This is a genomic window from Bacillota bacterium (assembly GCA_012837285.1).
In the GTDB taxonomy this organism is placed as follows: domain Bacteria; phylum Bacillota; class DTU030; order DUMP01; family DUMP01; genus DUNI01.
Window position 1 is genome coordinate 18,747 of the sequence record DURJ01000078.1, and the last position, 12,384, is coordinate 31,130.

13 protein-coding genes are annotated in these 12,384 nt (G+C 49.9%); 10 read left to right on the top strand and 3 right to left on the bottom strand.

From position 1 onward, the window contains the following. Nucleotides 1-7 precede the first annotated feature (7 nt). The 5 genes from GX016_04725 to GX016_04745 all read left to right on the top strand — a co-directional run bounded on the left by GX016_04725 (nucleotide 8) and on the right by GX016_04745 (nucleotide 5,508). The gene (locus tag GX016_04725) at nucleotides 8-1,606 is read left to right on the top strand and encodes an ABC transporter substrate-binding protein (GenBank protein HHT70866.1); all 1,599 of its coding nucleotides are present in this window, start codon (nucleotides 8-10) and stop codon (nucleotides 1,604-1,606) included. A 91-nt stretch (nucleotides 1,607-1,697) separates the two neighbouring features. After that, on the top strand, nucleotides 1,698-2,642 hold the full coding sequence (locus GX016_04730; GenBank protein HHT70867.1) for an ABC transporter permease: 945 nt from the start codon (nucleotides 1,698-1,700) through the stop codon (nucleotides 2,640-2,642). A gap of 14 nt (nucleotides 2,643-2,656) precedes the next feature. Next, nucleotides 2,657-3,538 (top strand): ABC transporter permease, encoded by an 882-nt coding sequence (locus tag GX016_04735; GenBank protein HHT70868.1) that lies wholly within the window; start codon nucleotides 2,657-2,659, stop codon nucleotides 3,536-3,538. A gap of 18 nt (nucleotides 3,539-3,556) precedes the next feature. Further along, nucleotides 3,557-4,534 carry an ABC transporter ATP-binding protein gene (locus GX016_04740; protein ID HHT70869.1) on the top strand — a complete coding sequence of 326 codons (978 nt, stop codon included), beginning with the start codon at nucleotides 3,557-3,559 and terminating at the stop codon, nucleotides 4,532-4,534. 2 nt (nucleotides 4,535-4,536) lie between these two features. Then, on the top strand, nucleotides 4,537-5,508 hold the full coding sequence (locus tag GX016_04745; GenBank protein HHT70870.1) for a dipeptide ABC transporter ATP-binding protein: 972 nt from the start codon (nucleotides 4,537-4,539) through the stop codon (nucleotides 5,506-5,508). A gap of 126 nt (nucleotides 5,509-5,634) precedes the next feature. Here the strand turns inward: GX016_04745 and GX016_04750 are convergent, their stop codons facing one another. Both GX016_04750 and GX016_04755 read right to left on the bottom strand, forming a co-directional pair. Then, nucleotides 5,635-6,792 carry an aminotransferase class V-fold PLP-dependent enzyme gene (locus tag GX016_04750; GenBank protein HHT70871.1) on the bottom strand — a complete coding sequence of 386 codons (1,158 nt, stop codon included), beginning with the start codon at nucleotides 6,790-6,792 and terminating at the stop codon, nucleotides 5,635-5,637. Nucleotide 6,793: 1 nt separating this feature from the next. After that, the gene (locus GX016_04755; protein ID HHT70872.1) at nucleotides 6,794-7,696 is read right to left on the bottom strand and encodes a LysR family transcriptional regulator; all 903 of its coding nucleotides are present in this window, start codon (nucleotides 7,694-7,696) and stop codon (nucleotides 6,794-6,796) included. 186 nt (nucleotides 7,697-7,882) lie between these two features. On the opposite strand from GX016_04755, the gene GX016_04760 reads away from it, so the two are divergent. The 3 genes from GX016_04760 to GX016_04770 are packed head-to-tail and all read left to right on the top strand — an operon-like array spanning nucleotide 7,883 to nucleotide 9,464. Then, nucleotides 7,883-8,968, top strand: a complete 1,086-nt coding sequence (locus GX016_04760) for a YedE-related selenium metabolism membrane protein (GenBank protein ID HHT70873.1) — start codon at nucleotides 7,883-7,885, stop codon at nucleotides 8,966-8,968. Then, nucleotides 8,958-9,173, top strand: coding sequence for a hypothetical protein (locus tag GX016_04765; protein HHT70874.1), 216 nt, complete (start codon nucleotides 8,958-8,960; stop codon nucleotides 9,171-9,173). Before GX016_04760 ends, GX016_04765 begins: the two co-directional genes overlap by 11 nt. A 9-nt stretch (nucleotides 9,174-9,182) precedes the next feature. Next, nucleotides 9,183-9,464 (top strand): DUF3343 domain-containing protein, encoded by a 282-nt coding sequence (locus GX016_04770; GenBank protein HHT70875.1) that lies wholly within the window; start codon nucleotides 9,183-9,185, stop codon nucleotides 9,462-9,464. A 122-nt stretch (nucleotides 9,465-9,586) separates the two neighbouring features. On the opposite strand, the gene GX016_04775 is transcribed toward GX016_04770, so the two are convergent. Next, nucleotides 9,587-10,060: a zinc-ribbon domain-containing protein gene (locus tag GX016_04775; GenBank protein HHT70876.1), complete on the bottom strand. Its 474-nt coding sequence runs from the start codon at nucleotides 10,058-10,060 to the stop codon at nucleotides 9,587-9,589. 447 nt (nucleotides 10,061-10,507) lie between these two features. Here GX016_04775 and GX016_04780 point away from each other — a divergent pair, with 447 nt between their 5' ends. Then, the gene (locus GX016_04780; GenBank protein ID HHT70877.1) at nucleotides 10,508-11,695 is read left to right on the top strand and encodes a F420-0--gamma-glutamyl ligase; all 1,188 of its coding nucleotides are present in this window, start codon (nucleotides 10,508-10,510) and stop codon (nucleotides 11,693-11,695) included. Continuing rightward, on the top strand, nucleotides 11,676-12,347 hold the full coding sequence (locus tag GX016_04785; protein HHT70878.1) for a class II aldolase/adducin family protein: 672 nt from the start codon (nucleotides 11,676-11,678) through the stop codon (nucleotides 12,345-12,347). Before GX016_04780 ends, GX016_04785 begins: the two co-directional genes overlap by 20 nt. The last annotated feature ends 37 nt before the right edge of the window (nucleotides 12,348-12,384 follow it).

A 12,384-nucleotide genomic window follows, 5' to 3' on the forward strand; every position in this document is an offset into this window, starting at 1 on the left:
AAGTACTGTGTCAGGAGATCGTACGGTAAAAATAGGCAAAATGATACGAATAGTGTGCCTATTATGTGTGGCATTCTTGGTTATAAGTCTGTTTGGTTGTACACCTACAGGGCCAGAAAAGGAATCGGAGTCTAAGAACGCCGAGCCGGCATACGGAGGAGCGCTTAAAGTAATAATCGATGCGGAGCCACCGGCTATCGATATGCATGTGTCCACTACAACCTTGGTCTATCATGTGGGCTGGCACATTTTCGAACAGCTGTACACGCTTAACGAAGAATTTGACGTGATACCTATGCTGGCTGCCGAAACGCCTGAGATAAGCGCAGACAAACTTACTTACTCCATCAAACTACGAGAAGGTATTCAATTTCATAACGGCAAGGAACTCACATCGGCTGACGTGGTAGCTTCGCTCGAACGCTGGGGTGAAATTTCCAGCAATGGTAAGGCGCTTTTTAAGAATATCGATTATATAGAAGCTGATGGATCTTATGGGTTGACAATTAAACTGACCCAGCCAGTGGGAACTTTGCTTGTTTATCTGGCTATCCCCAATGGCGGGGCGGCCATCTATCCGGAAGAAATTGTAGCTGACGCCGGCGCCGAGTCGGTTGACGAATTTATCGGCACCGGACCGTTTGAATTTGTGGAATGGGTTCCCAATCAATATATCAAGCTGAAAAAGAATGAGAACTACAAGCCGGTGGAATTTGCTGCTACTGGTTATGGTGGAGCTAAGGAAGCATTCGTGGATGAGCTATACTTTCATTTCATCGTAGATGCTTCGGTACGGGTGGCCGGAGTAGAGAGTGGGGATTTCCATTTTGCTGATTTTGTTCCTGTGGACGAGTATGACCGCCTTAAGGACCTACCCGGTTTAGTAGCTGTTGCCTCACAGCCCCGCGGTTGGTTTTCAGTGGTGCTTAACAAAAAGCAAGGACCAATGGCGAACAAACTCATCCGGCAAGCTTTTTTGGCAGCTCTAGATATGGAGCCCATCATGGATGCCGGTTATGGCCATCGGGATTTTTGGCGTCTTGATCCCAGTATTATGTTTAAGGAGCAGATTTGGTGGAGTAATGCCGGCGATGAATTGTATAACCAGAAGGATATCGAACGGGCCAAAAACCTACTGGCTGAGGCTGGATATAAAGGCGAACCTATTCGCTGGATGACAGGTCCTTTGGAGTACAATTTCTCGTTAACGGCAAAAAACCAATTGGAACAGGCTGGATTTAACATCGACCTGCAGCGAATGGAATGGGCTACTGTGACTGAGCGGCGTTCTAACTCTGAACTTTGGGAAGCTTTTAGCACCGGCTTTACCTTTAGGGCGGACCCGACTATGATGGCATTTCTACGACCGAGCTATGCCGGCTGGTGGGAAAATGAAGAGGTGCAAGCCCTGCTTGAAGAAATGGAGCAAAACGACAACTTTGATGACCGCTATGCAGCCATGGAAAAAATTCAGGAGATTTTCTACGATGACGTACCGGTGGTAAAAATAGGTGATTACTCAAATCTCAGGCTATTGGGACCTGACGTGCACGGGTTTATGAATATGAACGAGATTTTCTTCTGGAATGTTTGGTTAGAGGAATAACTGAAAATAGGTTTGGTTCCACTTTAGGTTTCCCATGGGATACACCCATGGGAAACCTAAAGATCCTTGGCATTAGGCAAGGGGGGGCACAATGGCCAGGTATATTACCAAACGCTTACTGGCTCTTGTACCAGTATTACTTATTGTGGCGGTAATTGTGTTTGTGCTGATGAGACTTCTGCCAGGTAACCCAGCCGCTATGATGCTGGGACCGGAAGCCACAACTGAAGAAATAGAGCAACTGGCGGAGCAGATGGGGCTAAAGGAACCAATTCTAAAGCAAATAACCGAATGGTTTCGGAACGTAATTAAAGGAGATCTGGGGAAGTCTATTTTTCTGCGCATGCCTGTGACCAAGGCCATCTACCAACATTTAGAAGCTACGTTGTTACTTACACTGCTGGCGTTGGTTGTGGCTGTCACCGTAGGAATAAGTGCCGGAGTAATTGCTGCTGCTTGGCACAACAGCCTTTTGGATCAGCTGATCATGAGCCTCAGTACTTTAGGAGTAGCTATTCCTGTTTTCTGGCTTGGCTTGATGCTGATACTGAAGGTGGCTCTTCCTTCCAGCTTTTTCCCGGTGGCCGGCTACGCCCCGGTAGCGCGGTACGGAATGGGGGCCTCCATGCGGTATCTAATACTACCAGCCATTTCTTTGAGTGCCGGGCAAGCTGCGGCCATAGCGAGGATGACCCGAGCCAACATGCTGGAAGTTCTTCAGAGCGACTATGTCCGAACCGCCAAAGCTAAAGGTGCCAGCGGCCTGGCGGTTACATTTAAACACGCCTTAAAAAACGCAATTATCCCCACAGTGACAGTAATTGGTTTGTGTTTAGCTAATCTAATGGGAGGCGCAGTTGTTACAGAACAGATATTTAACATTCCTGGCATAGGACGGTTGCTCATTACCGCCGTATTTCGGCGCGATTATCCTTTGATATCCGGCATTGTTCTTTATATAGCCAGTGCTTACGTGCTTATTAATCTGGTTATTGATATTATGTACGCCTTTCTTGATCCCCGGATACGATTTTAGGGAGGCAGTTGTCTATGGGCGATGAAGGAATCGTACTATTAGCCAAGGATGGCAGTCTGGTGCGACACTATTTAAGAGCCCTGAGTAAAAGCAAAGGGGCAGTATTCGGGGCTGCTGTTATCGCTATTCTTACAGTGGTAGCAGTATTGGCACCTTTTCTTGCTCCTTATCATCCCAATCATATGACTCCTGCCAAGCGGTTGCAGCCGCCAAGCCCGGCCCATTATTTTGGCACTGACGGCTTTGGCCGCGACGTTTTTAGCCGAGTGTTTTATGGGACCCGGGTTTCGTTAGGAGTAGGGGTGTGTGTTGTCACAATTACCACCGTTGTAGGTGTTATGCTGGGTTTGCTGGCAGGCTTCTACGGTGTTGTCGATAATGTGGTCATGCGTATACTGGATGGGATGATGGCTTTTCCGGCTATTATCTTACAAATTGCTATCATGGCTGCACTGGGGGCCAGATTTATTAATGTTGTTGTAGCACTGGCGATAGTCTATTCACCCCGTATGGCTAGAGTGGTACGCAGCGCTGTCTTGGTTCAAAAGGAACAACAATATATTGAGGCGGCCAAATCAATGGGTGCTAGCGATTTGAGAATCATCATGGTCCACATACTTCCTAATTGCGTAGCACCTATTATTATCCAGGCAACTATGATCTTTGCCTATGCTGTGCTTTCTGAGGCCTCCTTGAGTTTCCTTGGGGTAGGAGTACCACCGGAGATACCCAGCTGGGGCAATATACTGGAGGAGGGGCGTACTTTTATTCGACGTGCTCCTTGGATGATAAGCTTTCCGGGCCTAGTTATTGTTGTTTGTGTTCTGGCATTGAATTTGCTCGGAGATGGTTTGCGAGACATCCTGGATCCTAAAATCAGGAAGAAGCAAAACTAACGACTGGAGAGGAAGACCATGAGCGGAACATTGCTAGAAGTGGACAATATTAGTACCGCCTTTCATGTTCATGAGGGAACTATTCATGCTTTGCAGGATGTTTCTTTTTCCCTTAGTCCCGGTGAGACTCTCGGGTTGGTCGGAGAAAGTGGCTGTGGCAAAAGCGTAACCGCTCTTACCATAATGCGCTTGTTACCGTTGTCAGCCAGAGTCAGGAGGGGACAAGTGCTGTTCGAAGGGAAGAACTTACTACAGAAAAGTGAGAGAGAGATGCGGGCTATCCGCGGACGAGAAATCTCTATGATTTTCCAGGAACCGATGACATCGCTTAATCCGGTTTATACCATCGGTGACCAAGTGGCGGAGAGTTTCATGATTCACGGGCGTGTCCACCGGCGGGAAGCAACTGCTATGGCAGCAGAAGCTTTGGCCATGGTAAAGATTCCTGCTCCCCGGCAACGGCTTAAGGACTATCCGCACCAGCTGTCAGGCGGTATGAGACAACGAGTAATGATTGCCATGGCACTAGCCTGTAATCCCAAAGTACTCATAGCAGATGAACCGACAACGGCGTTAGATGTAACCATTCAGGCTCAAATACTCAACTTAATGACCAATCTTAAAGAAAAGCTGGGAACAGCCCTTATACTTATTTCTCACGATTTAGGAGTTATTGCCGAGATGGCCCAACAAGTGGCAGTTATGTACGCCGGTAAGATAGTGGAAAAAGGCGACGTCAAGACCATATTTGAGCAACCCCAGCATCCTTATACTAAGGGTTTATTGAAATCCATACCGAGCATACAAGGTAATCCCGAGCGGTTGCACATTATTACCGGTTCTGTACCCCACCCTCTCCAGATGCCCGAAGGATGTGCTTTTCATCCTCGTTGTTCATTGGCCCAAAGTGTGTGCATACATGAATCGCCTTACTTGGAAGCTGTAGGAGCCGAACATTATGTTCGTTGCTGGTATCTAGCGGGGGAGGGAGCTTAGCCATGGCCGGACCTTTGTTAGAAGCGATAGAGGTTAAGAAATACTTTTCGATAGGGTCAGGAATGTTCGGGAAACCCACCGGTCATGTTCGGGCGGTGGACGGTGTTTCATTTGACATTAAAAAAGCAGAGACTTTCAGTGTGGTGGGTGAAAGTGGGTGTGGCAAAAGCACCTTGGGTCGTCTTTTGTTAGGCTTGTTAGAATGCACAGGTGGGAAGGTGACTTTTAGGGGTCGGGACATCACTTTGTTTTCCAAACAAGAATTGCGACAGCTGCGCCGAAATATGCAAATGATTTTTCAGGACCCCTATGCGTCTCTCAATGGGCGCATGACGGTATCCAACATTATCCGCGAGCCCATGATTATACATGGCCTGGGTTCTAGAGCCGAGCAGAAGCAGAAGGTTAACGAGCTGCTTGGCTTAGTGGGCTTAAGCGGTGCTTACGCCCAAAAATATCCGCACGAATTCAGCGGTGGCCAGCGACAACGAATTGGCATAGCCCGGGCTTTGGCTCTAAACCCGGAGTTTATTGTCTGCGATGAACCAGTATCGGCATTGGACGTGTCTATTCAATCTCAGGTGTTGAATCTGCTTAAAGATCTGCAGGAACAGTTTAACTTAACCTACATGTTTGTTTCCCATGACCTGAGCGTGGTCCGTTACATAAGCGATCGCGTGGCCGTAATGTATGTGGGCAAGTTTGTTGAAGTGGCTGCTACTGGCGATTTGTTCCAGCAGCCGGCTCATCCTTACACAAAGGCTTTGCTGGCCTCGATCCCGGTTCCTAAAGCAAAAAGTGGAAGACGGGGCTTCACCCTGGAAGGGGATGTCCCCAGCCCGATAAATCCACCGTCCGGCTGCCGTTTTCATCCGCGCTGTCCGCAAGCTGGCAGAGAATGTCAAGAAACAGAGCCAGATCTTAAAGAAGTGAGTGTAGATCATTTGGTGGCGTGCCATCGGGTGACTTATTGACTCTGATTTGTTCTTTTGCACCCCCTATCCCAACAAAAACCCCTGAAGCAGACAGCCAAAGAGCTGCGCTGTTGCTTCAGGGGCTTTTTTCGGAACTGAAAACATGTACTTTTTCGTTTGGAAGTCTCACGCAGTCAAGTTCTTAAGCGCATCGAGGCTGTAGAGAACATCGTGCTCGGTGTTGAAGTAGCCGAAGCTAAAGCGTAAAGTCCCTTCGGGGAAGGTGCCCAGGGTTTTGTGGGCCAGTGGGGCGCAGTGCAGGCCGGAGCGGACCATAATGCCGTACTCCACGTCCAGTCGGTAGGCTAACGATCCCAGGTCGTGGCCGGGAACGGTAATGGAGACGGTGGCGACCCGGTCTTGGTCGACGGTGGGCCCATGTAGTTTTAGATGGGGCATTTTGCGGAGTCCGTTGATGAATAGGTGGGCCAAATGCCGTTCGTGGGCGGCGATTTGTTGTGGGCCGGTGGCGGTAATGAATTCTATTCCGGCCAGCAGCCCGGCCAGCCCCACTGTATTGGCAGTGCCAGCTTCAAATTTGTCGGGCAAAAAGAGAGGTTGGTGTTCGTCGTCTGATTTGCTGCCGGTGCCGCCAAAAACCAGGGGTTCCATCTCCTCGGCTACCTGGGGGCTGACTACTAAGCCGCCGGTCCCAGGAGGACCGTAGAGGCTCTTGTGGCCGGTAAAGGCCAAGACGTCCAAGTTATGGCGCTGGAAATCAAGCGGCAAGACGCCGGCAGTTTGGGCGCTATCTACCACCACTAAGACGCCGGCTTCATGGGCTATGGCGGCGATGTCGGCCAGGGGCAGGATGGTTCCGCTTACATTAGAAGCATAAGTGAACACAATAAGCCTGGTGTTGGGCTTAAGTGCTGCCTTCAGGTGCTGGGGATCTAAATATCCTTGGCGGTCGCAGGGGACAACGGTAACTTCAACTTGGCGTTTTTGTTCCAGAGCGCGCAGAGGCCTGATGACGGAGTTGTGTTCCATACCGGTGGTTATGACATGATCGAACGGTCGCAGCAGTCCCTGCAGAGCCAGATTGAGGGCGTAGGTGACGTTGGGGGTAAAGATAATATGGTCTTCCGAGGGGGCATTAAAAAGGTTATGGATGGCTTCCCGTGCCTGAAGCACAATGCGCCCGGCTTCCAGACTAAGGTTGTAGCCGCCGCGCCCGGGGCTGGCCCCTACGTTGCACAGGTAATCCATCATGGCTTGCCGAACAGTTTCCGGCTTTGGATTGGAGGTAGCAGCGTTATCCAAGAACACCTTACGTACGTTCATGTTATTCCCCCCTATGATCGGCTAAAATAAAGTGAAAAAAGGCATCGGCTGCTGGCGATAGTACCTTCTTCTTCTGTTTGATGAGATAGAACTTACGCTTTAGATTTAGGCCGTGAACCGAGAACGCCAGCAGTGTTCCTGTCGCTAGTTCCGCCTTGACCGCCAACCGAGAAGTTACTGACAGCCCCAGCCCAGATAAGACAGCAGTTTTGACAGCTTCCATGCTTTCCAGCCGGGTCCTTACCTTCAACTTATTGCTAGAGAAGCCTTGCTTGGCAAGGGCGTCCTCGAAAGTTTCTTGCGTACCGGAACCAACTTCACGCACCACCAACGGTTGCTCCAATAAGATAGAAAGGTCTATGACCGGAGGCCACCGCATGTACTTATCGGTGGCTGGGGTTATGATGACTATTTCATCATCATAAAACGGTGTGCATTCTATGGAACCTAGGTTTTGGTAAGTGCCAACAATACCAAAGTCGGCTTCATAGGCTAAAACTTTGTCCCAGACGGCGCTGGAGTCCGACCGCAGTAACTCGATGTACACCTCAGGATGAAGCTGCAAAAACTTGGAAATGAGGGGCGGCAATATGTAATCGGCCGGTACCGTACTGGAAAACAATCTGATAGTGCCAGCAATGGTATTCTTATAGTGGGCGATCTCCTGTAAGGCGCGATCTCTTAACCCCAGCATATCGCTGGCATAACGGGTTAAAATTTGTCCGGCCGGAGTAAGTGCCAGGTTTTTTCCCTGCCGTTCAAATAGTTTTACTCCCAACTCTTTTTCTAAAGCCGCTATCTGGACGCTTAGAGTCGGTTGGGAGAGAAATAACCGTTTGGCCGCTTCGGAAAACGTGCCACAATTAGATATAGTTAAGAACATCGTAAGTTGTCTTAGCTCCATCGGCGTATTCCCCCCTATGTCTCCCACTTGCAAGTATCCCATCCCCTAACAGCTCTGTCAAGGAGCTATTACTCATAGTAATACGAGGTATTGGAGGCATTAATAAATGCTATTTGCTTTGTCTAATTTGAGGCTTTTATAATGAGACTAAGGCCGTATTTTGAAAGCGAAAGAGGGAGATGCTTAATGAATCAAAAAAAGGTTGTCTTAGCAGCGGGGGCAGTGGTCGGTGCTCTTAGCGTATGGTTAATGAAGGCCGGTAATCCAGCCAACATGGGTATTTGTGTGGCTTGTTTTATCCGCGACATTGCCGGTGCTTTAGGAATGCATCGGGCCGAGGTGGTGCAGTACATACGGCCAGAGGTGCCGGGCTTTATTCTAGGTTCTTTTCTGGTGGCGGTGGGCAGCGGGGAGTTTAGGGCTCGCGGTGGTTCGTCGCCCTTACTTAGGTTCACTCTAGGGTTCTTTGTTATGTTGGGTGCGCTGGTGTTTCTAGGTTGCCCATTGCGCATGGTCTTGCGCTTGGCCGGTGGCGACTTGAACGCATTAGTTGGGTTGATTGGTTTTGTAGTTGGAATCTGGGTAGGCCTGCAATTCTTACGAAATGGGTTTTCCTTGGGGCGAAGCGGCAAAGTGGCGGCGATTAATGGTTATGTGCTGCCGGCAGTGGCGGTGGCACTTCTGATTCTGTTGGTAACGGCACCGCAGTTTATCTTTTTTAGCCAAAAGGGGCCGGGGTCCATGCATGCTCCCTGGCTGATGGCCCTGGTGGCAGGTGCTGTGGTAGGGATGTTAGCCCAGCGGTCGCGCCTGTGCATGGCGGGCGGTATCCGTGATTTATTTCTGATTCGCGATCCGCATTTGTTTCGCGGCTTTGTTATGATTTTTGTGGTGGCCTTGGTGCTCAACATGGCTGTTAGCTCCTTCAAACTAGGCTTTGCTGAGCAGCCGGTGGCCCATAGCGATGGTCTCTGGAATTTTCTTGGCATGGTGCTGGTCGGGTTGGGATCTGTGCTGTTGGGTGGTTGTCCCTTACGTCAATGCATACTGGCGGGAGAAGGCGATGCCGATGCCGCTATTGCCTTTCTTGGCATGTTGACCGGTGGTGCCTTTGCCCACAATTTTGCCATTGCGGCCTCACCGGCTGGAGTGACGATTAACGGCAAAGTGGCTGTTTTGGTGGGTATTATAGTAGCAGCTGCCATTGGCTATCTAAGCATGCCTAAGGCTGTAACAGCAAAAACGAAGGAGGAAGCACAACATGCCTTATAAAGTAGATGCGCGGGGATTGTCTTGTCCCCAACCGGTGGTCTTGGCCAAAAAGGCAGTGGAGGGAACAAAGGAGAAGGTAATAGAAGTTCTAGTTGATAACGGGGCGGCCCGGGAGAACGTGAGTCGTTTTGGTCGCTCGGCCGGTTGTCAAGTGGAGGTAATACCGGAAGGCGAAGACCACGTGATTCGACTAACCAGGAGCTAACAGAGAAAAGTGAAAAACGAAACTAAAGTGGCAACGGCTTTGGTAGTAACCTTTCCCTCCACCCACCAAGCTCTTAAATGTGACCGTACATTTAAGTCCAAAATAGAGGGCTTTCAGTTAATGCCGGTGCCGCGGCAAATCAGCTCCAGTTGTGGCTTGGCGGCAAGGGTGACAGGGTTGGATTGGGAGCAACTGGAGGAGCAACTTACAGCAGCGGGTATACAATATGACGAAGTCTATCTTTTTGCATCTAACGGCAAACTGGAGCTTCTAGTCGGGCAGCGAGACTAGGATAAAGACAAGTGTTGGTATCATATGAGAATGCAAAGCCCCTGCCGACGGCAGGGGCTTTGCCTGTTTACATAGAAGCTGGTAATGTGGTTAGCCTGTAGATTAAGCGGTGCCGGTATGCCTTATTCTAATGTATGACCACATTGGGCGCAAAACTTAGCCCCATGGGGCTGCTCAGCTTGGCATTCGGGGCAAACTACAGCTGGAGGCTCTTCTTTGGGCTCGTCTGGCAGGGTGTCGGCAGCTTCCCGCAGAGGCACTCCGCAGCTGGCACAAAAACGGGCATCGGGAATATTCTCGTAGTTGCAGTTGGGGCATGTGCCAGGCTTAATCTTTAGCTCAGCTAACTTTTGCTCGATCTCGACAATCTCCTGCTCCAAGGCTTCGATTTCTTTAAAAATAGGCAGCAACGCGTCGTAATCCTCCCGGCCTTCCTTGTGCCTCTGATACACCAGTGCTCCCAGGGAATTCTGCTTCTTTTGGATTTGGACCCGGATGTCGTTGATCTCGTTTTGCAGCCGCCATTCCTGTGTCTTCTCGGCTGTTTTCGCCTTCAGTGTACCGGCCTGTTGTTTAACCTGGTTCCAAAAACTCATTGACTAACCCTCCCTTCTCAGTCCTGCTCACCACTTATCATACTTTGTTTCTGCCTGTGTATACCATATGGTACCATACTTGCAGCCCCTAATCCATAGTGTCTATTCAGGGGTAATCAGAAAGTCAAGGAAGCGGGTACAAGTATGTGGAACAAGTGCCCCTTCACACCATTGCCACAAAAACTCTTCTTCGTTGTCGCTTTGCTTCTTCGGAATAGGAATGACGGGTAATCTGTTCATTTGCCGTGCCACGGGCATTGCTGGATATTTAATAACGCCATTTACCCCTGAATAGACACAATCCATATTAAGGACTGATTTTTCCGGCGAATATTGTTGAGATTTTTTTGCGGTAGTCTGATATACTATTTTAATTGGGAGGGGTATTTATCGGTTCTCGGCCTGCAATCCCTAAATCGTCGCTGGGATAGCGAGGGAGGTTAAGATATGGTTAGAACAATAGGTACCGTTGCCATCGGAATTCGAGCTCCCATTGTCCAGGAGGGGGACGATGTAGTAGCTGTTATTGTTGATTCGGTTCTACGGTTTGTGCAGAGGGAGAACTTTTGCTTGCAAGATAGAGCGGTGATCGGTATAACCGAATCTTTGGTGGCACGGGCTCAGGGGAACTATGTGTCTATCCAGGATGTAGCTCTGGACATAAAGGACAAGTTTAGCGGTGATATGGCGGTGGTGTTTCCAATACTTAGTCGAAACAGGTTTGCCCCCATTTTAAAAGGGATAGCCAGGAGCGAGAGAAAAATTTACTTATTCCTAAGCTACCCCGCCGATGAAATGGGGAATTCGCTCATGGATATGGATATCATGGACCAGGCGGGTTTGAATCCGTATACTGATGTGTTGACGGAAGACAGGTACCGGAAGATCTTTGGCGACCATGTCAGACACCCTTTTACCGGCATAGACTATGTGCGCATGTATAAAGAACTGGCTGTAAACGACAATATAGTTATTTACTTTGCCAACGACCCCAGGGTAGCCCTTGACTTTAGCCCGGAAGTGTTGGTGGCCAATGTTCATGCCCGGGAACGAACAAAAAGGATTTTAAAGAGAGCGGGAGCAACTGTAGTCCGAGGGTTGGATGATATCTTGACAAAGCCGGTGAACGGCAGCGGGTACAGTCCGGACTTTGGGTTACTGGGGTCTAATTTAGCCACTGACAATACCATCAAGCTTTTTCCCCGGGATTGCCAGCGGATTGTAGATGCTGTCCAAGCAGTCCTTAAAGACAAAACCGGCAAGCACGTGGAAGTGATGATCTACGGCGACGGTGCTTTCAAGGATCCGCAGGGGAAGATTTGGGAGCTGGCCGATCCGGTGGTGTCACCGGGCTATACCAAAGGACTGGAAGGGACGCCGCACGAGGTTAAGCTCAAGTATATTGCCGATAATGAGCTGAGTAGGCTAGGGCACGAGCAGGTGAACGAAGCTATTAAACTAAGGCTCAGGGAAAAGAAGACCGGCACTGTGGAAGCGGTGGAATCGCTAGGCACAACGCCCAGACGGCTGACGGATCTGCTGGGCAGCTTGTGCGATTTAACCAGCGGCAGTGGCGACAAGGGTACACCGATAGTGTTGGTACAGGGGTATTTCGATGACTACGCTACGGAATAACAGGTTTTCCCAGGTGCCTGGCACCTGGGAAATAATCCACTACGGAAATCTACTTTTATCCAGCGGATTGGTCATTGGTACCGGTGGGAATATTAGTACGCGAGTGCCGGGCCAAGATGCTTTTCTTATTACGCCCAGCGGTATTCCTTATCCGGAGATCCAAGCAGACGACATTGTGATGCTGGACTTGGCCGGGAAGAAGCTGGCCGGTACCCGTACGCCCTCCATTGAGCGCCATCTGCACCGCTTGATTTATCTGGCTCGGCCCGATGTGAACGCGGTAATTCATACTCATGCCGTTTTTACTGCGGCCATTGCCGCCATCAGGCAGGAGTTTCCGCCTATCTTAGACACTTTTGTCGCTGTGTTCGGCGGCGGACTTAAGACTGCTGATTATGCCAGTATCGGTACAGAGGAATTGGCCCGGAATGCAGTGGCAGCTTTGGGACCACGTAACGGCGTTTTGCTGGCTAATCACGGTGCTGTCTGTACCGGTAAGGATTTGGCCCAGGCTTTTAGCAACAGTGAGTTCTTGGAGGCCAGTGCCAAGACTTATATCTTCGCTCATCTTATCGGTCGGCCGGTGGTACTGCCGCCGGAGATTGTGGAGCGGGAAGCGCAGGATTTGGCCGAGCGCTACGGACAAAGGTGACGGTTGGCTGAGAATAGCCGAATGGGGTAATATGGGC

What these genes read in the sequence shown, in the direction of transcription:
- GX016_04740 (HHT70869.1), top strand. Translation starts at nt 3,557, where the DNA reads ATGAGCGGAACATTGCTAGAAGTGGACAATATTAGTACCGCCTTTCAT.
- GX016_04765 (HHT70874.1), top strand. Translation starts at nt 8,958, where the DNA reads ATGCCTTATAAAGTAGATGCGCGGGGATTGTCTTGTCCCCAACCGGTG.
- GX016_04780 (HHT70877.1), top strand. Translation starts at nt 10,508, where the DNA reads ATGGTTAGAACAATAGGTACCGTTGCCATCGGAATTCGAGCTCCCATT.
- GX016_04750 (HHT70871.1), bottom strand. Translation starts at nt 6,792, where the DNA reads ATGAACGTACGTAAGGTGTTCTTGGATAACGCTGCTACCTCCAATCCA.
- GX016_04735 (HHT70868.1), top strand. Translation starts at nt 2,657, where the DNA reads ATGGGCGATGAAGGAATCGTACTATTAGCCAAGGATGGCAGTCTGGTG.
- GX016_04730 (HHT70867.1), top strand. Translation starts at nt 1,698, where the DNA reads ATGGCCAGGTATATTACCAAACGCTTACTGGCTCTTGTACCAGTATTA.
- GX016_04775 (HHT70876.1), bottom strand. Translation starts at nt 10,060, where the DNA reads ATGAGTTTTTGGAACCAGGTTAAACAACAGGCCGGTACACTGAAGGCG.
- GX016_04760 (HHT70873.1), top strand. Translation starts at nt 7,883, where the DNA reads ATGAATCAAAAAAAGGTTGTCTTAGCAGCGGGGGCAGTGGTCGGTGCT.
- GX016_04785 (HHT70878.1), top strand. Translation starts at nt 11,676, where the DNA reads ATGACTACGCTACGGAATAACAGGTTTTCCCAGGTGCCTGGCACCTGG.
- GX016_04755 (HHT70872.1), bottom strand. Translation starts at nt 7,696, where the DNA reads ATGGAGCTAAGACAACTTACGATGTTCTTAACTATATCTAATTGTGGC.
- GX016_04745 (HHT70870.1), top strand. Translation starts at nt 4,537, where the DNA reads ATGGCCGGACCTTTGTTAGAAGCGATAGAGGTTAAGAAATACTTTTCG.